Origin of the sequence: Saccharothrix espanaensis DSM 44229, assembly GCF_000328705.1 — a bacterium.
GTDB lineage: Bacteria > Actinomycetota > Actinomycetes > Mycobacteriales > Pseudonocardiaceae > Actinosynnema > Actinosynnema espanaense.
On the sequence record NC_019673.1, the window covers coordinates 294,179 to 318,406 of the forward strand.

The following is a 24,228-nucleotide window of genomic DNA, read 5'->3' on the forward strand; positions in this document are numbered from 1 at the left end:
CCCGCACGGGCCCGTTTCGATCGAGGTCAGGCGGGGTACCCAAGCCTCCTTCCGGCGCCAGAGGGTCGGGGCCTGAGGTGTCGGAGGTGTGGAGAAGCGCGGTCTGTCGGGGGATGGGCCGCGCAGCACAACAAGACCGGTGCGCCGCGTCGGGGGCGGCGCCCGGTCTTGTTGTCCTTCGAGGACTCGCCTCGGTGCGGTCCGAGTTCCTAGCGGGCCCGGCGCGCCAGCCGCTCCGGGTCGAGGATCAGCACGCTCTTGCCCTCCAGCCGCAGCCAGCCGCGGTGGGCGAAGTCGGCCAGGGCCTTGTTCACCGTTTCCCGCGACGCGCCGACGAACTGGGCGATCTCCTCCTGCGTCAGGTCGTGGGTGACCCGCAGCAGACCGGCCTCTTGGCTGCCGAAGCGCTGCGCGAGCTGCAACAACGCCTTGGCGACGCGGCCGGGCACGTCGGTGAAGATCAGGTCGGCCAGCATGGAGTTCGTCCGGCGCAGCCTGCGCGCCAGCGCCCGCAGCAACTGCTCCGCGATCTCCGGCCGGTTGGTGATCCACTGCCGCAGTGCCGGTCGGTCCATGCTCACCGCGCGCACCTCGGTCACGGTGGTGGCGGTGGACGTGCGCGGACCGGGGTCGAAGATCGACAGCTCGCCGAACATGTCGGAGGGCCCGAAGATCCCCAACAGGTTCTCCCGACCGTCCGGCGACTTGCGGCCGATCTTCACCTTCCCGGACTGGATGATGTAGAGCCGGTCGCCCGGCTCGCCTTCCGCGAAGATCACGTGGCCACGCGGGAATTCAACGGACTCCAGCGTCTGCGCCAGTGCCTCCGCTGCAGCCGGTTCAACCCCCTGGAAAATGCCCGCGCGGGCCAGGGTCTCGTCCACCTCGTCCCTCCTGTCGAGACGCGACGGCTGGTCGAGCGCGTTCCGCCTTCTGGCGGATCAGCGCCTGCCGTCGATCACTGAGTGCAGTCTAGGCGCTGTGTGGTGGTTCGCCTTTCGGCGCGCCGCCGCACAGCTCCCGGACAGCCCGAAAAGGCCCACCGGGGGTGACCCCGCGGGCCTCGCCGGTTCGATCCGGCGCTAGCGGCGGGTGCGCCGCTGGCGCAGGTTCCGCGCACGACCGCCCAGCCTGCGCAGCCGGAACAGCTCCAGCGCGCGGCCGATGCCGTGCCCGTAGAGCGCCCTGACCTCGTCGGGGCGCGCCGACTCGAGGAACTCCTCGACCTCGTCCTCCTGGACGGCGACGTGGCGCAGGCGGGCTTCAACGCGCTCCATGAAGAGCGCGAAGAACATGATCACGATCGGAACGGCGATGACGAACCAGGCAGTCATGATGGCTCCGATCCTTGCGCATCCCTTGTGGACGCGCATCCGAGGGGGTCTCTGTTCCGCTTCGAGGTCGTCTTGTATGTGGACGTGCACCGCCGCCGGGTGGTTGCGCGCGGTGCCCGGGTCGGCCGGATTCGTGAGGTCGGCCGGGCGTGTCGGTCGGTGGCAGTAGCCTTCTCCCATGGCTCGCAGCACGGTCAAGAAGCCGGAGACCCCGCTGGGCCTCACCCGGCGCGCTCGTCGGATGGTCCGCGTACTGCACCAGGGTTACCCCGACGCGCACTGCGAACTCGACTTCACGACACCGCTGGAACTGCTGGTCGCCGTGGTGCTGTCCGCGCAAACCACCGACGTCCGGGTGAACATGGTCACCCCGGCGCTGTTCGCGCGCTACCGGAAGGCCGCCGACTACGCCTCCGCCGACCGCACCGAGCTGGAGGAGCTCATCCGCTCCACCGGCTTCTACCGCAACAAGGCCACCTCGCTGATCGGCCTGGGCTCGGCCCTGGTCGAGCGGTTCGGCGGCGAGGTGCCCGGCACGCTGGCCGAGCTGGTCACGCTGCCCGGCGTCGGCCGCAAGACGGCGAATGTGGTGCTCGGCGACGCGTTCGGCGTGCCCGGGATCACCGTCGACACCCACTTCGGCCGGCTGGTCCGCCGCTGGGGCTGGACCGAGGAGGAGGACCCGGTCAAGGTCGAGCACGCGATCGGCGCACTGGTCGAGCGCAAGGACTGGACGCTGCTCTCGCACCGGACGATCTTCCACGGCCGGCGCGTCTGCCACGCCCGCACGCCCGCCTGCGGCGCGTGCCTGCTGGCCCCGCAGTGCCCCTCCTACGGCATCGGCCAGGTCGACCCGGCCAAGGCCGAGAAGCTGGTCAAGGGCGAGGAGGCAGCGCACCTGATCGCGCTGGCCGAACGGGTCCGGGCGGGGGAGAGACTGGCGTGAGCCGGGCAGTTCGGTGGGCCGCGGTCGTCCTGGTGCTCGCGGTGGCCGGGGTGGTGGCCCTGTGGCCGCGCGCCTCGGACACCGACCCGCCGCCGGACCGACCGGCCGCCTCCGGCCGACCGGCACCGGACCTGGGCCCGCTGCGCGAGCAGGCGGCGCTGCGGCCGTGCCCCAAGGGGGAGGGCGGGCCCGAGGTGCTGCGCGGCGTGACCGCCCGCTGCCTGGGCGACGGCTCCGCGCTCGACGTCGCGTCCGCCCTGCCGGGGCGGGCGGTGGTGAACTTCTGGGCGACCTGGTGCGTTCCCTGTCAAGGAGAGCTGAAGGTGCTCGACGCGTACGCGCGCGAACCGGGCGCGGTCCCGGTGGTGACCGTGCTGGTGGAGAGCAAGGAAGGCGACGGCCTGGAACTGCTGCGCAAGCTCGACGTGCGCCTGCCGGCCGTGTTCAGCGAGGAGGACGCGGTGCGCAAGGCCGTGCGGCCGAGGCCGGGGATGCCGGTGACCTACGTCGTCGGTGCCGACGGCACGCTGGCCGAGGTCACCAAGTACCCCGTGCTGACCAGCGTCGACCAGGTGCGCGAGGTGGTCGGATGAGCGCGCTGGCGAGCCCGGAGGACGTCCCGGGGTGGATGAGCGGGCTGGTGAAGGCCACCGCCGGGATCGACGCCCGCAGGTTCACCAGGATCTCCCCGCCGGCGGACGGCGCGGGGCGGGCCGCGGCGGTGCTGATGCTGTTCGGCGAGGGCCCGAACGGCCCCGACGTGCTGCTGCTGCGCCGCTCGGACACGCTCGGCTCGCACCCCGGCCAGGTGGCGTTCCCCGGCGGCGCGGCCGACCCGACCGACGACGGCCCGGTCGACACGGCGCTGCGCGAGGCGTACGAGGAGACCGGCGTGCTGCGCTCCGGCGTGCGCCCGGTCGCCCAGCTGCCCGACCTCTACGTGCCGGTGTCGAAGTTCGTGGTCACTCCGGTGCTGGCGCACTGGGACCGGCCGTCGCCGGTCGCGCCGGTCGACTTCAACGAGACCGCCGCCGTGGCCAGGGTGCCGATCGCGCACCTGGCCGATCCGGCCAACCGGTTCCGGGTCACCCACCCGTCCGGCTACAGCGGACCGGCGTTCTCCGCACCTGGCATGTTGGTGTGGGGGTTCACCGCCGGCCTGCTCGACGGGCTGCTCTCGCTGGGCGGCTGGGAACAGCCGTGGGACAGGACCGACGTGCGCGACCTTGAGCTAGCGTTGCGCGCTACGTGACGGAGGGTTGGGCTGCGTGAACTGGGTTGACCTGCTTGTCCTTGCGCTGGCCGCCTTCGCCGCGGTCTCCGGCGCCCGGCAGGGCATGGTCGTCGCGCTGCCCGCGTTCGTCGGGGTGCTGATCGGTCTGGTCCTCGGCACGCAGCTGGCCCCGCTGGTGGTCGCCCAGTTCGAGAACGTGGTCACCAAGGTCGTGTTCGCGGTGGGGATCGTGGTGCTGCTGGTCGCGCTCGGCGAGACGCTCGGCGTCTACGTCGGCCGCACGATCAAGCCCAAGGTCAACTCCAGCCCGCTGCGCGGCGCGGACAACGCGCTGGGCGCGATCGTGCAGGGCGCGGTGGTGTTCGTGGTGGCGTGGATGATCGCGCTGCCGCTGACCATGGTCGCCGGCCTGCCGTCGCTGGCCAAGGCGCTCAACCAGTCGGTGATCCTGTCCACCGTCGACGGCACCATGCCGCAGGCCGCCCGGACGCTCTCCCAGGACCTGCAGAACCTGTTCGACGTGTCGGGCTTCCCGGCGGCGATGGACCCGTTCAACCGGACGCCGCTCAAGGAGGTCGGCCCGCCCGACCCGGCGCTGTCGGCCAACCCCATCGTGCAGAAGCTGCGGCCCAGCGTGCTCAAGGTGCGCGGGCGCGCGCCGTCGTGCTCGCGGGCGCTGGAGGGCACCGGGTTCGTCATCGCGCCGGAACGGGTGATGACCAACGCCCACGTCGTGGCCGGGACCAGCGAGGTCACCGTCGAGGTCGGGCGCGGCCAGTTCGACGCCACCGTCGTGCACTACGACCCGCAGACCGACGTGGCGGTCCTGGCCGTGCCGGACCTGGAGGCCGAGCCGCTGGAGTTCCGCACCGACGAGATCAAGCAGGGCGAGGACGGGATCGTGCTCGGCTACCCGCTGGACGGGCCGTACACGGCGTCCGAGGCGCGCATCCGGGAACGCATCCCGATGCTGCGCGGCCCGGACATCTACGACGCGGCGACCGTGACCCGGGACGTCTACACGGTCCGGGCGAAGGTGCGCAGCGGCAACTCCGGCGGCCCGCTGATCGACCCGCAGGGGCGGGTGATGGGCGTGGTCTTCGGCGCGGCCGTGGACGACCAGGAGACCGGTTTCGTGCTCACCGCGCAGGAGGTGGCCCAGGAGGTCGCCGACGCCCCCGGCCAGGTCCGCCGGGCGTCCACCCAGACCTGCGCGTCCTGATCACCCGATCTCCACATCCCGCTGCTTGGCTGGCCGGGTGGACACGATCGGGTACTTGGACGCGGTGGCCCGGCACGACACCGCACGGGCCTACAAGCAACGGCTGCTCAGCGCGCTGGACGTGTGGCGGCGGCACACCGTGGTGGACGTCGGCTGCGGTCCGGGCGCGGACCTGGTCGACCTGGCCGCGACCGGCGCGGAGTGGGTGATCGGGATCGACGCCGACCCGGAGATGGTGGCGGCGGCGCGGGCGCGCACCGAGGAGTACCCGGCGGTCGACGTGCACCGGGCCGACGCCGCGGCGCTGCCGCTGGCCGACGCGATGGTGGACCGGGCCCGGCTGGACCGGGTGCTGCACCGGGTGGACTCGCCCGCGGCGGTGTTCGCCGAGCTGCGGCGGGTGCTGCGGCCGGACGGGATCGCCGTGGTGGCGCAGCCGGACTGGGACACCATCACCGTCGACCCGGGCGACGTGCGGGTGGGCCGCGCGGTCCGGGACTTCCTGTGCGACCAGGTCGTGCCGGGCGCGACGGTCGGCCGCCGGGTGGCACGCCTGGCCGAGCGGGCCGGGTTCGAGGTCGACCTGCACGTGACCGCGCCGGTGATCCGGGACTTCGCCGCCGCCGACGAGATCCTCGGGTTGCGGCGCAACGCGGAACGGGCCGTGCGCGGCGGCGGGCTCGCGCCGGACGTGGCGCGCCGGTGGTTGCACGAGCTGGGGACGGCACCGTTCCTGGCGACGTTCCTGCTGTTCACCGCCGTGCTGCGGCCCCGTGGAGGAACTCGGTGATCAGCTTGCTGGTGGTGTGCGGCGCTTCCTGGTGCGGGAAGTGCCCCACCTCGGGCAGGCAGCGGTAGCGGGAGTTCGGGCCGACCCACTGGCCCGAGTCGGACGCGGTCGACGCCAGCATCACCGGGTCCTGCGCGCCCTGAAGTTGCAGCACCGGCATCGTCAGCCGGCGGTCCACGACCTCGGCGAACCGGCGGCCGTCGCTGCGCAGCTGCGAGCGCACCGCCCAGCGGTGGTACTCCAGCGCGGAGTGCGCCACGGCGGGCACCAGCATCGCCTCCCGGTTGCGCCGCAGCACCTCGTCGAACTCCGGCGAGACCGTCCACTTCGGACCGGCCCACGCCGAGATCAGCCGGGCCACCTCCGCGCCGCCGTTGCGGGTGAGCTTGCGCTCGGGGTACAGCGGCACCTGGAAGCGGAACACGTGCGAGGCGGCCCGGCCCTGCCGGCGCGGGTGCCGGCGGATCGCCCGGCGCAGCGCCAGCGGGTGCGGCGCGGACACCGCGGTGACGGTGTGCACCAGCCGGGGGTGCATCGCGGCGACCGTCCACGCCAGCAGCCCGCCCCAGGCGTGGCCGACGACGTGCGCCTTGGCCGCGCCGAGCGCCTTGACCAGCCCCGCGACGTCACCGGCGAGGGTGAAGCCGTCGTAGCCGCGCGGCGGTTTGTCCGAGTCGCCGTAGCCGCGCAGGTCGACCGCGACGGCCCGGAAGCCGGCGTCGGCGAGCGCCACCAGCTGGTGCCGCCACGACCACCAGAACTCCGGGAACCCGTGCAGCATCAGCACGAGCGGTCCATCGCCCAGCTCGGCGACGTGCAGGCGGATGCCGTTCGCGGACACGTCGCGGTGCGTCCAGGGCCCGGGGACCCGGACCGTCGACGGGTCCGGCGGCAGCCGCACGGCGCTGCTCAGGACTCGTCGCCGCGGTGGGTGAGCGCCGCGACGGTGTCCTTGGCCGACTCGATCGTCCTGGTGGGCGCGCGCAGCTTCTTCATCTTGCGGTAGCCCAGGAACGCGAACCCGGCCACGGCGAGCAGCATCGCGCCGAACACGATCAGGAACGCCGCCCAGCGCGGCAGCCACTCGGCCAGCAGCTCGGCGGCGAAGAAGAAGAAGAAGAACGAGCTGAACAGCAGGACGGTCAGCGCCACGATGAAGTAGACGCTGCCCTTGACGCCCTTCTTCACCTCGCCGGCGATCTCCGACTTGGCGAGCTCGACCTCTGCTCTGACCAGCGTCGACAAGTGCGAGGTCGCGTCGCGGACCAGGCCGCCGATGGACGTCTCCTCCGCGATCTTGGCCGCGCTCTCCGCGGTCAACGGGATCGACGGAACAGGGGGCAGTCCGCTGCCGTTGGTGTTCTCCCGAGCGCTGGTCACGCTGCTCATCGTGCCATGCACCGGATCCCGGGGCCGCTCGACCGGCGGATCACGCGTCCTCGTCGGCGCGTTGGTGCACCCGGCTGCGCCGCACCAACAACGCCGCGGCCAGCAGCGACGCCGCCATCGACGCCAGCAGCACCGCGGCTTTCGCCTGCTCGGCGGCCTGCCCGTCGAGCGCGAGGTCCGAGATCAGCAGGCTGACCGTGAACCCGACACCGCCCAGCATGGCCACCGCCACGATGTCGCGCGGCCCGGCCCCGCTGGGCCACACCGCCGCCCGGAACAGCACGGCCAGCGCGGACGCGCCGACGATGCCGACCAGCTTGCCCACCACCAGACCGAGGATGATGCCGAGCGCGATCTTGTCCTCGAACAGCGTGCCGAGCACGTCACCGCTCACCGGAACGCCCGCCGCGAACAGCGCGAACACCGGCACCGCCACACCGGCCGACCACGGCTGGAGGCGGTGCTCCAGGCGCAGCGCGGGGGCGTGCTGCTCGTAGTGGTCCTTGCGCACCCGCGTGAGCAGGGCGAGCGCGACGCCGGCGATCGTGGCGTGGATGCCCGCGGCGTGCACGGCGATCCACGTGCCGACCGCGATCGGGACGTACAGCCACGGCGTGGTGACCCGCTTGCGCTGCAAGTACGCGTACAACGCCATGAGCGCCACGGCGGCCAGCGCCGCGAGCAGGTTGAACTTCGCGGTGAACAGCACCGCGATGAGCAGGATCGCGCCGAGGTCGTCCACGACGGCCAGGCTCAGCAGGAACACCCGCAGGCTGCTCGGCAGCCCGGACGCGGTGATCGCCAGCACGCCCAGCGCGAACGCGATGTCCGTCGCCACCGGGATCGCCCACGCCCGTTCGATGCCGGGCTCGCCCCACCCGACGCCGAGCGCGATCACCGCCGGCACCACCATGCCGCCGATCGCCGCGACCACCGGCAGGGTCGCGGCCTTGAGGTTGTTGAGCTCGCCGATCACCAGTTCGCGCTTGAGCTCCAGCCCGGCGACGAAGAAGAAGATCGCGAGCAGGCCGTCCTTGGCCCAGTCGCCGACGCTCAGCCGCAGTCCCAGCGAGGACGGTCCGATGTGGAAGTCCCGCACGGCGGTGTACGCGTCGTTCAACGGGGAGTTGGCCAGGACCAGGGCGACCGCCGTGGCTCCGAGCAGGACCATGCCGCCGACGGTCTCGGTGCGCAGGTAGCGGGCGAAGTCCGCGACGGCGTGACGCTTGCGGCTCAACGTGACTCCAGGTGCGTCGGGTACGGGTCATCCTCGTGCCGACCAGACTTCCCGGCTCACCTTGACGGGATTTTAACGCAGAAGGGTGCCCTCCCCGTCGGAGGGCACCCTTCGCCCGGCGATCAGTCCTCGGTGGAGCCGGACTTCAGGCCGGTGGAGATCAGGTCCATCACGGACGAGTCGGCCAGCGTGGTGACGTCACCCACCTGCCGGTTCTCCGCCACGTCGCGCAGCAGCCGGCGCATGATCTTGCCGGAGCGGGTCTTGGGCAGTTCCGGCACGACCAGGATCTGCCGGGGCTTGGCGATCGGCCCGATCTCCTTGGCCACGTGCTCGCGCAGCGCCTTGATCGCCGCCGCGCCGTCGGAGCCCTCGGCCACCCCGCCGCGCAGGATGACGAACGCCACGATGCCCTGGCCGGTGGTCGGGTCGGTCGCGCCGACCACCGCCGCCTCCGCCACGGTCGGGTGCGAGACCAGCGCGGACTCGACCTCGGTGGTGGAGATCCGGTGCCCGGACACGTTCATCACGTCGTCCACCCGGCCGAGCAGCCAGATGTCGCCGTCGTCGTCGTACTTCGCGCCGTCGCCGGCGAAGTAGTAGCCCTGCTCGCCGAACCGGGACCAGTAGGTGTCGCGGTAGCGGGCCTCATCGCCCCAGATGCCGCGCAGCATCGACGGCCACGGCTGGTCGAGCACCAGGTAGCCGCCACCGCCGGGACCGACCTCGACGCCCTGGTCGTCGACGACCTTCGCGCCGATGCCGGGCAGCGGGCGCTGCGCCGAGCCGGGCTTGGTGGAGGTGGCGCCGGGCAGCGGCGAGATCATGATCGCGCCGGTCTCGGTCTGCCACCAGGTGTCCACGACGGGCGTCTTGCCCGCGCCGACGGTCTCCCGGTACCAGATCCACGCCTCGGGGTTGATCGGCTCGCCGACGCTGCCCAGCACGCGCAGGCTGGACAGGTCGTACTTGGCCGGGATGTCCGCGCCCCACTTCATGAACGTGCGGATCAGCGTGGGCGCGGTGTAGTAGATCGAGACGCCGTACTTCTGCACGATCTCCCAGTGCCGGCCCTCGTGCGGGGTGTTCGGCGTGCCCTCGTAGACGACCTGCGTGACGCGGTTGGACAGCGGGCCGTAGACGATGTAGCTGTGGCCGGTGACCCAGCCGATGTCGGCGGTGCACCAGTAGACGTCGGTGTCCGGCTTGAGGTCGAACACGGCGTGGTGCGTGTACGACGCCTGGGTCAGGTACCCGCCGGACGTGTGCAGGATGCCCTTGGGGTTCCCCGTCGTGCCGGACGTGTAGAGGATGAACAGCGGGTGCTCGGAGTCGAAGGACTCCGGCGTGTGCTGGTCGGACTGGCGGTCGACCAGGTCGTGCCACCACAGGTCGCGGCCCTCGGTCCACTCGACCTCGGAGTCCGTGCGCTTGACCACCAGCACGTGCTCGACGCTCGCGGCCTTGGCGACGGCCTCGTCCACGGCGGGCTTGAGCGCCGCCGGGTTGCCGCGCCGGTACTGGCCGTCGGTGGTGATGACGAGCTTGGCCTGCGAGTCCTCGATGCGGGTGCGCAGGGCCTCGGCGGAGAAGCCGCCGAACACGACGCTGTGCAGCGCGCCGAGCCGGGCGCAGGCGAGCATCGAGAAGATCGCCTCGGGCACCATCGGCATGTAGATGGCGACCCGGTCCTGCGCGCCGACACCGAGTTCGACCAGGGCGTTGGCCGTCTTGGAGACTTCGCGCTGGAGTTCGGCGTAGGTGATGGCGCGGCTGTCGCCGGGCTCGCCCTCCCAGTGGATGGCGACCTGGTCGCCGTGGCCGGACTCGACGTGCCGGTCCACGCAGTTGTAGGCGACGTTGAGCCTGCCGCCGACGAACCACTTCGCGAACGGGGCGTTCGACCAGTCCAGGACCTGCGTCCACCGGGTGTCCCAGACCAGCCGCTCGGCCTGCTCCGCCCAGAACGCGTCGCGGTCGGCCGCCGCCCGGTCGTAGAGCTCCTGGGTGGCGTTGGCCTGGGCGGCGAACTCCGCGCTCGGCGGGAACGTCCGGTTCTCGGTGAGCAGGTTGTCCAGGGCGGGGCCCTGGGCTTGCGGCTGGGTCATGGTGCGGGGACCTCCTGAATCCGTGGGGGTGCGCACTGACGGTAGTGCGATCCGGCTCACTGCGCACCCAAAAGGTTCAGACCAATTTCATGCCTGGCTGAAACACGTGGGTAACTGTGTAACCCGCGCGGGCCCTGCCTGACCATTGTGATCCCGCTGGCTGGCACAACCCCTGCGACCAGCGGCGCGATTCGTGAGCAGGCTCACGCCCGCAGACGCGCCTTGACGGCCGGCCACTCCGCCGCCGTCATCGAGTACACGACCGTGTCGCGCAGCGTGCCGTCCGGTCGGATCCGGTGCGATCGGAGCACGCCCTCGCGGGTCGCGCCGAGCCGTTCGATCGCTCGCTGTGACCGTTCGTTGAGGCCGTCGGTGTGCCAGCCCACGCGGTGCGCGCCCAGCTCCTCGAACGCCCGGGTGAGCAGCAGCAGCTTCGCGGCGCGGTTGAGCGCGGTGCGCTGCCAGCGCGCGCCGATCCACGTGTAGCCGACGTACAGGCCCCGGTGGACGGGGTCGATGTCGTAGAACGACGTGGTGCCGGCTACCTCGCCGGTGACCGGGTCGACCTGCGCCCACGCCCGGCGGTCCGGGTCGGCGAGGATCGTCTCGACCATGGTCCGGGCCTCGGCGGGCGTCCGCGGCTGCCGCAGGCTCAGCCACGTCCAGATGTCCGGGTCCTTGCCCGCGTCGAGCAGGCCCTCGGCGTGGTCGACGGACAGCGGTTCCAGGCGCACGTGCTCGCCGACGAGGGTGGGACGGTCGTACCAGGTCATGTCTTCGACACTAAGCGCCTTAGTGGCCTCTTGTCACGGCCATTGCCAGCGAGTTCCGAGAGGCCACTTACCGGCGGGTAGTGTGCTCCGGCGTGACCGATCCGCTTGCTCCGCTGCTGGACCTGCCCGGTGTGGCCGACGCCGTCCAAGCCGCCCGCGACGCCGTGTTCCAGGTGCACCGGCTCCGGGTGAACCTGCGCGGCTGGGCGACCACGGCGGCCGAGGCGTCGGTGCGCGCCGCCCGCGCCTCGGCGGCCCTCGACGGCGGCCCCACCGCGATCCCCGAGGACGGCACGGTGGCCGACCCGGTGCTCGCCGGGTCGCTGCGGGTCGCGGAGGCGCTCGGTGTCGTCCTGCCGACCTGGCAGCGCGCCCCGTCCCAGGCGCTGGCCCGGCTGCACGTGCTCGCGGGCGCGGACCTGGGTGTGGAACCCGGCCGGCCGCGCACCGCACCCGGCATCGCCGAGCGGCTCGACCTGCTGGCCGGGCTGGTGACCGGCGGGACGTCCGCGCCGGGACCGCTGGTGGTGGCCGTCGTGCACGGCGAGCTGATGACCCTCTCGCCGTTCCCCACCGCCAACGGCGTCGTGGCGCGGGCCGCGTCCCGGCTGGCGTCCATCGCGACCGGGCTCGACCCCAAGTCGCTGGGCGTGCCCGAGGTGGCGTGCCTGCGCCGGCAGAACGACTACGCCGCCGCGCTGCACGGCTTCTCCACCGGCGATCCCGAGGGCGTCGGCAAGTGGGTGCTGTTCTGGTGCGAGGCGCTGGAGGCCGGCGCCCGCGAAGCCCGCAGCATCGCGGACGCCGCCTCCTCCTAGCCCCTCACAGCAGTTCCTTGAGCACGGCGGCGGCGCGCTCGGCGTCCTCGAACGAGTTGTACAGCGGCGCGAAGCCGAACCGCAGCACGTCCGGCGGACGGTGGTCGCCGATCACGTCCCGCTCGATCAGCCGGCGCATCAGCGACTCCGCGTCGCGGTGCCGCAGCGAGACCTGGTGGCCCCGCCACTCGTCGGCCGGGGTGATCACCTCGATCCCCGGCAGGTCCTCGACCAGGCCGCGGAAGTGCGCGGTCAGCGCCAGGCCCTTCGCCCGGACGTCGCGCAGGTCCACCTGGTCCCAGACGTCGAGCGCGGCGTCCAGGGTCAGCATCGAGACGATGTCCGGCGTGCCGGCGCGGGCCCGCGAGACACCGCCGTCGGGGGTGTAGTCGGGCGTCATCGCGAACGGGGCGCGGTGACCGGTCCAGCCGGTCAACGGCTGGTGGAAGCCGGGCTGCGCGGCCGTCGGGACGTAGAGGAACGCGGGCGAGCCGGGGCCGCCGTTGAGGAACTTGTAGGTGCAGCCCACCGCCAGGTCGACGTTGAGCCGGTCCAGCTCGATCGGCAGCACGCCCGCGCTGTGGCACAGGTCCCAGACGACCTTCGCGCCCGCCGCGTGCGCCCGAGCGGTCAGCTCCGCCATGTCCAGCAGGCGTCCGGTGCGGTAGTCGACGTGGTTGAGCAGCACCACGGCGGTCCGGTCGTGCACGGCCAGGTGGTCCGGGTCCACCGGGCGCAGGGCCAGGCCGGTCAGGTCGGCCACCGACCGGGCGATGTAGCCGTCGGTCGGGAACGTTCCGGCGTCCACCACGATCTCCGACCGGTCCGTGCCGCGGACCGCCGCCATCAGTGCCTTGAACAGGTTGACGCTGGTCGAGTCGGCCACCACGACCTGGCCCGGGGCGGCCCCGACCAGCTTGCCGATCCGGTCGCCGATCCGCTCCGGTGCGGTCCACCAGCCCTCCGACCAGCTCCGGATCAGCCGTCGGCCCCACTGGTTCGCGATGACGTCCTGAACCCGCGCGGCCACGTTCTTCGGCGGCGCGCCCAGCGAGTTGCCGTCGAGGTAGACGACGGAGTCGTCCAGGTCGAACAGGGCGCGGACGTGCGCCAACGGGTCGTGGTTCACACGTAGCTCCGCGCGGTCCACAGTTCCGGGAAGATCGAACGCCGGGTGCGCTTCTCCAGCCACGCCACACCCGCCGACCCGCCGGTGCCGACCTTCGACCCCATCGAGCGCCGGGTCGCCAGTAGGTGGTCGTAGCGCCACCGGGCGAACTCCTCGGCGAGGTCGGTCAGCGCCTCGCCGAGTTCCAGCAGATCGCGGTTGCCCTCGCGGTAGATGTCCGCCCACACGCGTTCCACGTCCGCGTTCGGCTCGTAAGGCTCGGCGACGTCCCGCTTGAGCACGTCCTCGGGGATCGGCAGGCCGCGCCGGTGCAGCGCGGCCAGCACGTCGTCGTACAAGCTCGGCTCGTTGAGCAGCGCCTCCAAGGCGTCGTGCTGGGCGGGCACGGCGCGGTGTGGCACCAGCATCGAGCGCGACTTCTCGCCGAGCAGGAACTCCACCTCGCGGTAGCGGCCGGACTGGAAGCCCGAACCCTCGCCCAGCGCGTCCCGGAACGAGTTGAACTCGGTCGGGGTCATCCGGGCGATCGGCCGCCACGCCGCGTTCAACGCCTGGAGGTGCAGGTCGCTGCGCTTGAGCGTGCGCACGGCGGCGCGCAGGTCGTCGTCCCGGAGTTCCCGCTGCGCCTGTCGCCACTCGAAGCACAGCAGACCGAAGTACAGCTCCATGATCTGCGTGATCACCAGGAACGACATCTCGCGCGGGTCCTGGGACCACTGCTGCTGCAACGAGTGCAGCACGGAGGCATGCACGTAGTCCTCGTAAGGCGTCGTGCCGCCGAAGTCCAACTTGGGTGCGACCGGGCATTCCATGACTTCATCATGGCTGCCCTTTTGGCTGATCTGAATGGGTGTCGGGGGCTGTTTCCGGCGGAAGTTCTTATGGATGAAAGAGGATTTTGAGGATAGCTTTTGGTTCATGAGCGTAGAGCTGGACCGGGTCGACTGGGCCTTGCTGGAGGCGTTGCAGGAAGACGCGCGGCTGTCCTACAACGAGCTCGCGCGCCGCGTGCACGTGTCGCCGCCGACGGTCGCGCAGCGCGTGCGCCGGCTGGAGAACGCAGGGGTGATCACCGGCTACCGCGCGACCGTCGACCCCACGGCGGTGGGACGGTCCGTGGTCGCCCTGGTACGGATGAAGTGCTACGGGCCGCGGTGCATCACGGTGCACCCGGAACTGCTCGACGACTGCCCCGAGGTGGTCGAGGTGGTGCGGCTGACCGGCGACATCTGCTCGGTCGTCAAGATCGTGACCAGCTCGATCATCGAGCTGGAACGGCTGCTGGTGCGGCTGGGCGGCTACGGCGAGACGTCGTCGGCGATGGTGCTGTCGACGCCTATCCCGTGGCGCCCGGTGACAGCAGGCTGAGCGCGTGCCGGACGTGCCCCCCGGACGCGTCCAGCGCCTCGGCCGCCCGCGCCGCGGGGACGTCGGCCAACAGGTGCACCAGCGCCACCTTCAGCTCGCCGCCCGCGTCCGCCAGCGCCGACGTGCACTCGTCCTCGCCCAGGCCGGTCGCCTCCCGCAGGATCCGGACCGTGCGGCCGCGCAGCTTCGCGTTCGTGGCGCGCATGGAGACCATCAGGTTCGAGTACGTGCGGCCCAACCGGACCATCACGGCCGTCGAGAACGAGGTCAGCACCAGCTTCTGCGACGTGCCCGCCTTCATCCGGGTGGAGCCGGCGATCGCCTCCGGTCCGGTGTCGACCGCGATCAGCACGTCGACGTCGACCGGCGGCGCGATCGGGTTGTTCGAGACCAGGACGGTGTGCGCGCCCATCGTGCGCGCCTCCGCCAGCGCGGCCACCACGAACGGCGTGCGGCCGGACGCGGTCAGCCCCAGCACCAGGTCGCCCGCCGCCGCGTGCCGGCGGATCTGCGCGGCACCGCCGGCCGCCGCGTCCTCGACGTCCTCCACGGCCTTGACCAGGGCTTCCGAGCCGCCCGCGTGGTGGGCGACGAACCAGTCCGGCGGGGCGTTGAAGGTCGGCACCAGCTCGGCGGCGTCCAGCGTGGCCAGGCGGCCGGACGTGCCCGCGCCGACGTAGTGCACCCGGTGGCCGGCGCGCAGCGCGCCCACCGCCAGGTCGGCGGCCCGCGCCAGCTCCGGCAGCACGGCGGCCACCGCGTCGGGCACCTGGTGGTCCTCGCTGTTGATCAACCGCAGCACGTCCAGCGTGGACAGCCGGTCGATGTCCTCGGTGCGGGGGTTGCGGGCCTCCGTGGGCGACTCCACCCGGATCGCGACATCGTGCCGGGGCGGCGTCATTTACCGGTCTCCCGGCGTCGCCTGCCGTCCGGGCGGGCGCCGAGCCGGTGGCCCGACACCGCGTCGTAAGTCGCTTCGAGCGCGGTCTTGGCGCTGTCCACGTGTTGCTGGGCGACGCCGATGAACAGGCAGTCGATCACCGTGAGCTGGGCGATCCGGCTGGCCATCGCGCCGGAGCGGAAGGTCGTCTCGCGGGCCGCGGTGGTCAGCACGTGGTCGGCGACCTCGCTGATCGGCGAGCGCGGGAAGTTCGTCAGCGCCACCGTGGCCGCGCCGTGGTCCTTGGCGACCCGGAGTGCCTCGACGGTCTCCGAGGTGGAGCCGGTGTGCGAGATGCCGACCGCCACGTCCGCCTCGGTCAGCACGGCGGCCGACGTGAGCGCGATGTGCGTGTCGTTCCAGGCGAAGCACGTCCGCCCGATCCGGTGCAGCTTCTGCTGGAGGTCGAACGCGACGAACGCGCTCGCGCCGAACCCGTAGACGTCCACCCGGCGCGCGCCCGCGACCAGTTCGACCACCTGCTGGAGGGTCTCCACGTTGAGCTGCTCGGCGGTCTCCTCGACCGCGCGGGCGTCCGCGAACGCCACCTTGCCGACCACCTGGCGCAGGTCGTCGCCGGGGCCGATGTCGCCACCCAGGTCCCGGTCGGTGCGCGCGGCGGTGCGGGCGGTGTCGGCGGCCAGCGCGATCCGCAGCTCCGGGTACCCGCCGACGCCGATGGCCTTGCAGAACCGGGTCACCGTCGTCTCGCTGGTGCCGGCGGCCTCGGCCACCTCGGTGATGCTGCGGTGGGCGACGGTCGCCGGGTTGTCCAGCACGACCTTGGCGACCCGCTGCTCCGCGCGGGCCAGGCCGGGCAGGAGGGACCGGATCTTGACTAGGGGGCTGGCATCGGTGCTCTCGGTGGACACGTGGGAAACTTACTAACCGTCCAACGGAAAATCAACGCACAGTGGGCGGAACTCACCCCGACCGCCGCCGAGTTCCACCCGGTGGCGTGGGCGGATCGGGCAATGGCCCACTAGCGGTCGGCCGAACGCCACCCATCGGCGCGCAACACACCCGGATCGCGCTCCGCGTCGACCACCACGCCGTGCCTGTCCGACACCCGCACGCCGTCGACGTACACGCCGCGCCCGCCGTACCCCTCGCCCTTCACGTAGAGCCAGCGGAAGGCGGTCGCCGACTCCGTCGCGAGCTCCACGCGTTCCCAGCGGCGTGCACCGTAACCGGCCAACACCTTCAGGTCGCGCCACGACGTCCCGTCGTTACTGGCCTGCACCACCACCCGGTCGCCCGGGTCCAGGTCGACGAACGCGTCGAACCGCAGCCGCACCCGGTCGGAGCGGGTCAAGGTGGCGGTCGTGAGCGTGCCGAGGTGGGTCGTCGCGGTCCACGCCGCACGGCCGTGCCGCGGGCGGACCGCGAGCGCCGCCGCCAGACCGTTCGCCACGGCCCGGCGCGCGGGGTTGATCGAACCCCAGTCCCGGCTCGGGTGCACCCGATTGGTCAGCAGGACGGCGATCGAGCCCGAGAGCGGGTCGAGCACCAGCGTCGTGCCGGTGAAACCGGTGTGGCCCGCGGCTTTCGGGGACGTGAGCGCGCCCATGTACCAGCGCTGGTCGAGCTCGAAGCCGAGCCCGTGCGCGTTGCCGGGGAACCCCTGGTTGAAGTCGGTGAGCATCAGCTCCACCGTGCGCGGGCGCAGGATCCGGCGGCCCCGGTACTCGCCGCCGTTGAGGATCGCCTGCCCCAGCACGGCCAGGTCGGCCGCTGTCCCGAACACCCCGGCGTGCCCGGCGACCCCGCCCAGCGACCAGGCGTTCTCGTCGTGCACCTGGCCCCGGACCAGGCCGCGGTGGGCTTGGAACTCGGTCGCCGCGACCCGGTCGAGCTCGTCGGCCGGCGGGTTGTAGCCGGTGTCGCGCAGCCCCAGCGGTTCGGTGATCTCCTCGCGCACCAGCACGTCGAGCGGCTTGCCGGTGAGCCGGTGGGCGAGCAGGCCGAGCGTGATCAGGTTCAGGTCGGAGTAGGTGTAGGTCGAGCCCGGCGGGTTCTTCGGCGCCACATCCAGCACGGCCTTGAGCCGCGCCGGGACGTCGGGGTACTTCGACCACAGCGGCAGCCAGGGCTCCAGACCCGAGGTGTGGGTGAGCAACTGGCGGACGGTGATGGCGGACTTGCCGTTGACGCCGAACTCCGGCAGGTACCGGGCGACCGGCGCGTCGAGGTCGAGTTGGCCGAGCTCCTGGCGGCGCACCACCACGATCGAGGTGAACAGCTTGGAGATCGAGGCCAGGTCGAAGATCGTGTCGGCCCGCATCGGCACCCGCCGGTCCTCGGGCAGCTCGGTGCCGGCGGCGTCGGCGTAGCGGACCGCCCACCCGGTCGGCTCGTGCGTGGTGACGACGCCGTCGTGGGCGAGCAGCGTGACGGCCCCGGCGAACAGCGGGTGCCCCGACGCGTCGGGCGCGGTGAAGCGGCGCACCTGGTCGAGCGCGCCGGCGATCGGCCCGGGATCGAGCCCGACGCTTTCCGGCCGACCAGACCGCAGCACGTCGTCCGCCCACCCCCGCCGAACCACGTCGAACCGCCCCCGCCGCTCCTGCACCGCCACCTCACCGTCCGCCTCGTGACGTCCAGTCTCACTCGCTGTGGCGTGGGCCGGGGTGGTCGTAACCAGGATCGCGAGCAGGGCGGTGATCAGCAGGGCGCGCACGGTCACTCCTTCACCGGTCGTGCGGGTTCCTCGGCGGGCTCCCCGGTAGTGCGGGCTTCTCGGTAGTTGCGGGTTCACCGGTAGTGCGGGCTCCCCGGTAGTGCGGGTTCACCGGTAGTGCAGGTAGTCGCGGCGGAGGCGGGTGAAGGCGGCCAGTTCGTCGCGCCACGCGCCGACCACCTCGTCGGTGCCCGCGCCCGCGTCGACCATGCGGCGCAGCCGGTCCGAGCCGGTGAGCTTGTCGATCCAGAAGTCCGGCCGCCACGCGAAGACCCCCGGGTAGCGCACCCGCGCGGTCACGATCATCGCCACGGCGGCCCGGATCGCGTCGAACTCGGCGGGCCGGGTGACCTGAAGGGCCACCCCGCCGCAGACCTGGCCGGCGAACTTGGCGAACGTCGGCGTGAAGTGCGCCTCCCGGAACCGCACCCCCGGCAGGCCCGCCGCGTTCAGGTCCTCCGCCCACCGCCAGTCGACCCCCGGCGCGCCCACCGTCTCGAACGGTCGGGTGGTGCCCCGCCCCTCGGAGAGCACCGTCCCCTCGAACAGGCACGTGCCGGGGTAGACCAGCGCGGTGTCCCGGGTGGGCATGTTGGGGCTCGGCGGGACCCACGGCAGACCCGTGTCCAGGTCACCGCGCCGCCAGCCCCGCGCCCACACCCGGCGCAACGCGACCTGCCCGCCGTCGTGGGGCAGGAACTCACCGTTGAACAGCCCCGCCAGCTCGCCGACGGTCAGACCGTGCTGCTGCACGATCGGCTTGCGCCCGACGCCGGTCGCGTACGCCGGGTTGAGTTGCGGGCCCCGCGCGGTGCCGCCGACCGGGTTCGGCCGGTCCAGCACGACGAACTCGGCCCCGCTCGCGGCGGCGGCCCGCATCGCCGTGTACATCGTCCAGATGTAGGTGTAGAACCGCGCGCCGACGTCGGCGATGTCGAACACCACCGTGTCCACGCGGGCCTTGGCGAACATGCCGGCGAGCTTCGCCGCGTCGGCCCCGTACGCGTCGTACACCGGGACGCCGGTGCGCGGGTCGAGGTAGTCGCCCTCCGACCCACCGGCCTGCGCGGTGCCGCGAAACCCGTGCTCCGGCCCGAACGCGGCCTTCGGCGCGTGCCCGGCGGCCACCATCGAGTCGACCACGTGCGTCTGGTCGCGCAAGACCCCGGTCGGGTTGGTGAGCACCCCGACCGCACGCCCGGCGAGCAGCCGCCACCCGTCCGCCGCCGCGAGTTCCGCGCCGGTCGCGAGCCGCTGATCCGCCTGCACGGGCTCCGCCCCGGCAACGCCGGCAGTCCCGACAACGCCGGCGGCCCCGGTCGTCACGCCTGCCGCCGCACCGGCCAGCAGCAGCCGCCGCGAGACCCCGGGCGTCACCACGTCACCCCGTGGCCGATCGGGTACGGCGTCGGCCCGGGGACGGCGACCGGCAACCGACCGCTGGGCTTCAGCTCGCCGGTGATCACCTTCGCCAGCGCCGCCATCGAACCGGCCCCGTAGGAGTAGGTCGCCAGCCAGTTCGGCGCGGCGGTGTGCGCCACGTCGTACGGGTTCTGCACGGCCACCGCGACCACCGGCTTGCCGACCGCCAGCAGCCTGGTCAGCAACGCCTGCTGGGTGGGCTGCTTGGACAGCGCGTTGGTCAGCACGACCACCAGGTCGGCGCTCGCCGCCGCCCGCACGGCCTCCGCGATCTGGGCTTCGGTCGGTGTGCCGCCGGTCGGCAGGGCGGTGCCGCCGAGCAGGCCGGCCAGCGTGCGGGTGGTCGTCTCGCCCCACCCGGTCACCAGCGCCGATGTGGTCTTCAGCGTGGTCTTCAGCGGCAGCGACTCGTTGCGCACCACGGTGATCGTGCGGTCGGTGATCGCCTGCGCCGCGGCCAGGTTTTGCGGTGCGCCGACGCTCGCGTCCACCCGGCTCTCGTCCACCAGCGGGTGGCCCAGCGTCCCGCGCAGGAACTTCATCCGGAGCACCCGCAGCACGCTCTGGTCGATCCGCTTCTCGGTCAGCTCGCCGGAGCGCACGGCGGCCACCACGCTGTCGATGGCCAGCCCCAGGTCGACCGGCATCAGCAACTGGTCGACGCCCGCCTTCAGCGCCAGCACCGGGATCTCCGCGTCCGGGTGCATCTTGCGCACGCCCGCCATCGCCAGCGAGTCGGTGATGACCACGCCGTCGTAGCCGAGGTCGTTGCGCAGCAGGTCGATCGCGGGCTTGGACAGCGTCGCCGGCTCGCCCGACGGGTCGATCCGGGGCAACCGGATGTGCGCGGTCATGACCGAGTCGATGCCCGCGCGGATCGCCGCCTCGAACGGCGGGGCGTCGACCGCGCGCCACTGCTCGACGGTCCGGTCGACCACGGGCAGCGTGGTGTGGCTGTCCTCGTCGGTGTCGCCGTGGCCGGGGAAGTGCTTGGCGGTCGCCGACACGGAGTCCCGTGACAGCCACCGCTGCTGGTAGCCGCGCACCTGGGCGGCGGTGAACTCGGCGGCCAGCGCCGGGTCGCTGGAGTAGGAGCGGACGCCGATCACCGGGTTCGCCGGGTTGGAGTTGACGTCCGCGTCCGGCGCGAAGTTCTGGTTGATCCCCATCGCGCGCAGCTCGCTCGCGGTGATGGCGGCGGCGCGTTCGGCGTCCCGGGTGCTGCGGCCCGCGCCGAGCGCCATGTTGCCGGGGAACTGGGTGGCGGGCGCGCCGATCCGCGTCACCAGGCCCGTCTCCTGGTCGGTGGCCACGGCCAGCGGGACGCGGCTCGCGCGTTGCAGGCCGTTGGACAGGCGCGCGATCTGCTGCGGGGTGTCGATGTTGTCGTAGCTGGGGTTGTTGAAGTAGACGACCCCGCCGGGCCGGTACTTCGCGATCACCTCGGCCGGGGTGCCCACGCCGAAGTCGCGCTGGTTGCCGGGGTGGACCTCGTCCGCCGCCTGCCCGTGCAGGTAGGTCACGAACAGCTGGCCGACCTTCTCCTCCAGGGACAGGCCCTCGGCCAGCTCGGTGACCGCCGAGCGCACCTGCTGCGCGGACGCGCTCTGGTCGGGCGTGGCCGGGGTTGGCGCGGCGGCGGCCGGTGGCACGACGAAGGACGCCGCGACCGCGGCTGCGGCGACGAGCGGACGGAACACGGTGTCCTCCTCACTTGGCAATCTCCCACCACTTGGTGGCCCTATTTTGCAAGTTACCCACGTCACAGGGGCGGGTCAACGGGTTGCGTTGCGTAAGCATTGTGCGGATGGGCACCGACAATTCCGGGCCTGCCGGCGTCACTCGATCGGGCGGTTCCGCGGCGGGGTGCCGGAACTGGGCACAAAAACAGGCCGTGCCCCTCAGCGATGTGAGGGGCACGGCCTTCAGCGCGGGCTTTCGAGTTACCAAGCGTGCAACTCGTGTCGTACCAACCTGGCCTCGGCGTCCGGCGTCCCGTTACGCAGGCCCTTGACGACAAGCCTCCCGCGGCGTGCCGCGCGTGGGTGCTCGAAGTCCGCGCACGGAGCTCTGTCGGGGTGAACGGCGCTTCTCTTCCGCTCCGTCCCTGGCCAACCGGAGGTCCGCACCTCCTTTGTAGTGCGTGTACGGCCCTCCGGCAAGGGCTCGATGGAGTGCACCGGTAAAGCGACCGTCAGTAGCGGATCTTCTTGTGTGACACCGTTTTCGATAAGGGCGCCATCGCGGGTACCGCTGACCGGGGCAACGCCGGGTGAATCAGCTCCGACGTCGGCGGCGCAAGCCGTACCAAGCGACACCGGCGGCCGTCGCGGCACCCAACCCGATCGCGGTCACCGCGACCGTCGTGCCGGACGGGCGCGGGATGCGGGCCCGCAGGGAAACCGGGTCGGAGAACGTGAGGACCGGCCACCCGCGTTGCGCCGCGACCTTGCGCAGCGCGCGGTCCGGGTTGACGACGGTCGGGTGCCCGACCACCTCCAGCAGCGGCAGGTCGGTGATGGAATCGGAGTAGGCGAAGCACCGGGCCAGGTCGTAGTCGTGCTCGTCGGCCAGCCGCTTCGCCGCGACGGCCTTGTTCTCGCCGGCGCAGTAGAAGTCCACGTCGCCCGAGTAGCGGCCGTCGTTGACGACCATCCGGGTGCCCACGCTGCGCGTCGCGCCGACCATCGCGGAAATGGGCGCGACCAGTTCCTCCCCGGACGCGGAGACCACGACCACGTCGTGCCCGTCGGCCTTGTGGTCGACGATGAGTTGGGTGGCTTCCTTGTAGACCAAGGGATCCACGATGTCGTGCAGCGTCTCGTCCACGATCGAGCGGACCTGCTCGACGTCCCAGCCCTCGCAGAGGGCGGTGATGTGCGAGCGCATCCGGTCCATCTGGTCGGCGTCCGCGCCGGCCAGCATGAACACGAACTGCGCGTAGGCGCTCTTGAGCACCGCACGCCGGTTGATCAGGCCTTCTTGGAAGAACGGCCGGCTGAACGCCAGCGTGCTCGACTTGGCGATGACCGTCTTGTCCAAGTCGAAGAACGCGGCGACTCTGCTGCCTTCGGTGGCGTGCTCGGTCACCGGTCCAGCTTAAGGGCCGGTCGGAGCAGTCGAGCGGCCACTGTAATTCGGCGTTTTACGAACTGACAGTGATGCGGTCTACCGAATTTTCCGTGTCCCTCTAACGGAAGACACGCATGACCCTGTCCTGTGGGGATACAGTAGACGGGTCCGGCTCGACCGGACAGGTTCAGTCCGACCCCCGGGACTGAACCAATGACGACCCCCGTCCCTCCCCCCTGGCGGGGGTCGTCCCATGTCCGGGGTCGGTTTCGCCCCCTCCTCCGCCGGTTCCGCAGCCCCTTTCCGGGCCGGTCGCGCGCGGTCCCCCGCTCCTGGTCCGGTCGCCGGGCAACCCGCCGATTCGCGGCTTCGAGTTGTCCACACCCCGCAAAGCTGTCCACAGATCGACCATCGGTAGTTGTGGCCTTCCTCACCACTCGGGAACGTGGGTACCACCCAACGTGAACGACCCGAGGAGGAACCGTGAATCGACTGCTGGCCCTGGTAGACGACCCGGCGTTGCTGGACGAGGTGCTGCAGGCCGCCGCCGTCGCGGGCTGCGAGGTGGACCGGGTGCCGGACGTGGCCGCGCTGCGCGGTCGGTGGCGCGCCGCGTCGGCCGTCGTGCTCGACACCACGACCCTCGCGGCGGTCGCCGGCGCGGCGCTGCCCCGGCGGCCGGCGGTGTTCGTGGTCGCCACCGGCCCGCCGGACCGGTCGGTGTGGCCACCGGCGCTGGAACTGGGCGTGGAGCAGGTGATCGACGTCCGGGCGGGCCGCGCCAAGCTCCAGGAGGCACTGTCGGACGTGGTGGAGTCGCCGCCGGGCGACGGTCGGGTGCTGTCCGTGCTGGGCGGGTGCGGCGGCGCGGGCGCGTCGGTGCTGGCGACCGCCGTGGGGCAGGCGGTGCTCTCCGGCGGCGGGCGCGGCCTGCTGGTGGACTGCGACCCGCTCGGCGGCGGGCTCGACCTGGCCCTGGGCGCGGAGCGCGAGGCCGGCAAGCGCTGGCCGGACCTGAGCCTGAGCGGCGGCCGGGTGCCGGTGGCCGAGCTGCGGTCCGCCCTGCCCAGCCGCACCAGGGGTGACGGGCGGCTGACGTTCCTGTCCTGCGCGCGGAACGGACCCGACCCGACACCGCAGGCCGTGGCGGCGGTGGTCGAGGCCGGCCGGCGCGCGGGCGAGACGGTGATTTGCGACGTGCCCCGGCAGCTCTCACCCGCCGCCGGGGCCGCGCTGGAGCGGTCCGACCTGGCGGTCCTGGTCGTGCCCGCGCGGTTGCGGGCGTGCGCGGCGGCCCGGCGCGTGGCGGAGGAGGTGGCCACGCGGGGCGTCGCCCTGCACGCCGTCGTGCGCGGGCCGTCGCCGACCGGGATCCACGCCCGCCAGGTGGCGAAGGCGGTCGGGCTGCCCCTGCTCACCGCCATGCGCCCGGAACGCCGGCTGGCCACCGCGCTCGACGAGGGCCGGTTCCCCCACCACCGCCAAGGCCCGCTGGCCGCCGCCGCACGCGAGGTGCTGGCCGTGCTGCGCGCGCAGAACCCGTTGTCCACCAGGACTTTCACCCCGGCGGAGATCAGCCATGGCTGAGCACCCGAGCCACAGCCACCCGCCGGCCCACTTCCCAGCGCAGGACACCCGCCCGGCCGGTAAGGGAGAGCATCCGTCCGGTTCGCCGGTTCAGAACGCGCCCACCGCCGACCAGCCGGAGCGCCCATCCCCTTGGCCGGTGGAGGACGTGCGGGCGGCGGGTCTGTCGGAGCATCCAC

23 protein-coding genes are annotated in these 24,228 nt (G+C 72.3%); 8 read left to right on the forward strand and 15 right to left on the reverse strand.

Features of this window, described 5'->3' with window-relative positions:
• Window positions 1-209 precede the first annotated feature (209 nt).
• Together BN6_RS01450 and BN6_RS01455 are read right to left on the reverse strand one after the other, a co-directional pair.
• Window positions 210-884 (reverse strand): Crp/Fnr family transcriptional regulator, encoded by a 675-nt coding sequence (locus tag BN6_RS01450; protein WP_015097742.1) that lies wholly within the window; start codon window positions 882-884, stop codon window positions 210-212.
• 198 nt (window positions 885-1,082) lie between these two features.
• Window positions 1,083-1,334 (reverse strand): hypothetical protein, encoded by a 252-nt coding sequence (locus tag BN6_RS01455; protein ID WP_015097743.1) that lies wholly within the window; start codon window positions 1,332-1,334, stop codon window positions 1,083-1,085.
• Window positions 1,335-1,512: 178 nt separating this feature from the next.
• Here BN6_RS01455 and nth point away from each other — a divergent pair, with 178 nt between their 5' ends.
• Genes nth through BN6_RS01480 form a run of 5 tightly spaced genes read left to right on the forward strand, consistent with a single transcriptional unit; the run spans window position 1,513 to window position 5,526 of the window.
• On the forward strand, window positions 1,513-2,280 hold the full coding sequence (gene nth / locus BN6_RS01460) for an endonuclease III (protein ID WP_015097744.1): 768 nt from the start codon (window positions 1,513-1,515) through the stop codon (window positions 2,278-2,280).
• Window positions 2,277-2,873, forward strand: coding sequence for a TlpA family protein disulfide reductase (locus BN6_RS01465; protein WP_015097745.1), 597 nt, complete (start codon window positions 2,277-2,279; stop codon window positions 2,871-2,873). Before nth ends, BN6_RS01465 begins: the two co-directional genes overlap by 4 nt.
• On the forward strand, window positions 2,870-3,532 hold the full coding sequence (locus BN6_RS01470; RefSeq protein ID WP_015097746.1) for an NUDIX hydrolase: 663 nt from the start codon (window positions 2,870-2,872) through the stop codon (window positions 3,530-3,532). The genes BN6_RS01465 and BN6_RS01470 overlap by 4 nt, the downstream gene beginning before the upstream one ends.
• 16 nt (window positions 3,533-3,548) lie before the next feature.
• Window positions 3,549-4,736 carry a MarP family serine protease gene (locus BN6_RS01475; RefSeq protein ID WP_015097747.1) on the forward strand — a complete coding sequence of 396 codons (1,188 nt, stop codon included), beginning with the start codon at window positions 3,549-3,551 and terminating at the stop codon, window positions 4,734-4,736.
• Window positions 4,737-4,773: 37 nt separating this feature from the next.
• Window positions 4,774-5,526 (forward strand): methyltransferase domain-containing protein, encoded by a 753-nt coding sequence (locus tag BN6_RS01480; protein WP_197540232.1) that lies wholly within the window; start codon window positions 4,774-4,776, stop codon window positions 5,524-5,526.
• Here BN6_RS01480 and BN6_RS01485 read toward each other — a convergent pair.
• From BN6_RS01485 to BN6_RS01505, 5 genes are all read right to left on the reverse strand, one after another.
• Window positions 5,489-6,427 carry an alpha/beta fold hydrolase gene (locus BN6_RS01485; RefSeq protein ID WP_015097749.1) on the reverse strand — a complete coding sequence of 313 codons (939 nt, stop codon included), beginning with the start codon at window positions 6,425-6,427 and terminating at the stop codon, window positions 5,489-5,491. The two genes, BN6_RS01480 and BN6_RS01485, sit on opposite strands and share 38 nt — an antisense overlap.
• 8 nt (window positions 6,428-6,435) lie before the next feature.
• Window positions 6,436-6,915: a phage holin family protein gene (locus BN6_RS01490; protein ID WP_041311614.1), complete on the reverse strand. Its 480-nt coding sequence runs from the start codon at window positions 6,913-6,915 to the stop codon at window positions 6,436-6,438.
• Between the two features lie 40 nt (window positions 6,916-6,955).
• Complete coding sequence (gene nhaA / locus BN6_RS01495; protein WP_015097751.1) at window positions 6,956-8,152, reverse strand: Na+/H+ antiporter NhaA; 1,197 nt, start codon at window positions 8,150-8,152, stop codon at window positions 6,956-6,958.
• A gap of 122 nt (window positions 8,153-8,274) precedes the next feature.
• The gene (gene acs / locus BN6_RS01500) at window positions 8,275-10,260 is read right to left on the reverse strand and encodes an acetate--CoA ligase (protein WP_015097752.1); all 1,986 of its coding nucleotides are present in this window, start codon (window positions 10,258-10,260) and stop codon (window positions 8,275-8,277) included.
• Between the two features lie 203 nt (window positions 10,261-10,463).
• Window positions 10,464-11,033 (reverse strand): GNAT family N-acetyltransferase, encoded by a 570-nt coding sequence (locus tag BN6_RS01505; RefSeq protein WP_015097753.1) that lies wholly within the window; start codon window positions 11,031-11,033, stop codon window positions 10,464-10,466.
• A 92-nt stretch (window positions 11,034-11,125) separates the two neighbouring features.
• Here BN6_RS01505 and BN6_RS01510 point away from each other — a divergent pair, with 92 nt between their 5' ends.
• Window positions 11,126-11,851: a Fic family protein gene (locus BN6_RS01510; RefSeq protein ID WP_041315851.1), complete on the forward strand. Its 726-nt coding sequence runs from the start codon at window positions 11,126-11,128 to the stop codon at window positions 11,849-11,851.
• Window positions 11,852-11,855: 4 nt separating this feature from the next.
• Here the strand turns inward: BN6_RS01510 and kynU are convergent, their stop codons facing one another.
• On the reverse strand, window positions 11,856-12,980 hold the full coding sequence (gene kynU, locus BN6_RS01515; RefSeq protein WP_015097755.1) for a kynureninase: 1,125 nt from the start codon (window positions 12,978-12,980) through the stop codon (window positions 11,856-11,858).
• Complete coding sequence (locus BN6_RS01520) at window positions 12,977-13,792, reverse strand: tryptophan 2,3-dioxygenase (protein ID WP_015097756.1); 816 nt, start codon at window positions 13,790-13,792, stop codon at window positions 12,977-12,979. The genes kynU and BN6_RS01520 overlap by 4 nt, the downstream gene beginning before the upstream one ends.
• 106 nt (window positions 13,793-13,898) lie before the next feature.
• On the opposite strand from BN6_RS01520, the gene BN6_RS01525 reads away from it, so the two are divergent.
• Window positions 13,899-14,348 (forward strand): Lrp/AsnC family transcriptional regulator, encoded by a 450-nt coding sequence (locus BN6_RS01525; protein WP_197540233.1) that lies wholly within the window; start codon window positions 13,899-13,901, stop codon window positions 14,346-14,348.
• Here BN6_RS01525 and BN6_RS01530 read toward each other — a convergent pair.
• The 6 genes from BN6_RS01530 to BN6_RS01555 all read right to left on the reverse strand — a co-directional run bounded on the left by BN6_RS01530 (window position 14,317) and on the right by BN6_RS01555 (window position 22,480).
• The gene (locus BN6_RS01530) at window positions 14,317-15,249 is read right to left on the reverse strand and encodes an N-acetylmuramic acid 6-phosphate etherase (protein ID WP_015097758.1); all 933 of its coding nucleotides are present in this window, start codon (window positions 15,247-15,249) and stop codon (window positions 14,317-14,319) included. The two genes, BN6_RS01525 and BN6_RS01530, sit on opposite strands and share 32 nt — an antisense overlap.
• Entirely contained in the window at window positions 15,246-16,160 is a 915-nt protein-coding gene (locus tag BN6_RS01535) for a MurR/RpiR family transcriptional regulator (RefSeq protein WP_015097759.1), read from the reverse strand. The genes BN6_RS01530 and BN6_RS01535 overlap by 4 nt, the downstream gene beginning before the upstream one ends.
• Before the next feature lie 110 nt (window positions 16,161-16,270).
• Entirely contained in the window at window positions 16,271-17,974 is a 1,704-nt protein-coding gene (locus BN6_RS01540; protein WP_041311621.1) for a serine hydrolase domain-containing protein, read from the reverse strand.
• 102 nt (window positions 17,975-18,076) lie between these two features.
• Window positions 18,077-19,345, reverse strand: a complete 1,269-nt coding sequence (locus BN6_RS01545) for an exo-beta-N-acetylmuramidase NamZ family protein (protein WP_015097761.1) — start codon at window positions 19,343-19,345, stop codon at window positions 18,077-18,079.
• Window positions 19,342-21,090, reverse strand: coding sequence for a glycoside hydrolase family 3 protein (locus BN6_RS01550; RefSeq protein ID WP_015097762.1), 1,749 nt, complete (start codon window positions 21,088-21,090; stop codon window positions 19,342-19,344). The genes BN6_RS01545 and BN6_RS01550 overlap by 4 nt, the downstream gene beginning before the upstream one ends.
• Window positions 21,091-21,667: 577 nt before the next feature.
• A complete protein-coding gene (locus BN6_RS01555; protein ID WP_015097763.1) occupies window positions 21,668-22,480 on the reverse strand; it encodes an HAD family hydrolase in 813 nt (270 codons plus the stop codon).
• 465 nt (window positions 22,481-22,945) lie between these two features.
• Here BN6_RS01555 and ssd point away from each other — a divergent pair, with 465 nt between their 5' ends.
• Complete coding sequence (gene ssd, locus BN6_RS01560) at window positions 22,946-24,049, forward strand: septum site-determining protein Ssd (RefSeq protein WP_015097764.1); 1,104 nt, start codon at window positions 22,946-22,948, stop codon at window positions 24,047-24,049.
• Window positions 24,050-24,228: the final 179 nt, after the last annotated feature.

Excerpts from the sequence above, each read along its gene's own strand:
- acs (WP_015097752.1), bottom strand. The coding sequence starts at position 10,260 with ATGACCCAGCCGCAAGCCCAGGGCCCCGCCCTGGACAACCTGCTCACC.
- BN6_RS01455 (WP_015097743.1), bottom strand. The coding sequence starts at position 1,334 with ATGACTGCCTGGTTCGTCATCGCCGTTCCGATCGTGATCATGTTCTTC.
- BN6_RS01470 (WP_015097746.1), top strand. The coding sequence starts at position 2,870 with ATGAGCGCGCTGGCGAGCCCGGAGGACGTCCCGGGGTGGATGAGCGGG.
- BN6_RS01525 (WP_197540233.1), top strand. The coding sequence starts at position 13,899 with ATGAGCGTAGAGCTGGACCGGGTCGACTGGGCCTTGCTGGAGGCGTTG.
- BN6_RS01530 (WP_015097758.1), bottom strand. The coding sequence starts at position 15,249 with ATGACGCCGCCCCGGCACGATGTCGCGATCCGGGTGGAGTCGCCCACG.
- BN6_RS01490 (WP_041311614.1), bottom strand. The coding sequence starts at position 6,915 with ATGAGCAGCGTGACCAGCGCTCGGGAGAACACCAACGGCAGCGGACTG.
- BN6_RS01520 (WP_015097756.1), bottom strand. The coding sequence starts at position 13,792 with ATGGAATGCCCGGTCGCACCCAAGTTGGACTTCGGCGGCACGACGCCT.
- BN6_RS01505 (WP_015097753.1), bottom strand. The coding sequence starts at position 11,033 with ATGACCTGGTACGACCGTCCCACCCTCGTCGGCGAGCACGTGCGCCTG.
- nth (WP_015097744.1), top strand. The coding sequence starts at position 1,513 with ATGGCTCGCAGCACGGTCAAGAAGCCGGAGACCCCGCTGGGCCTCACC.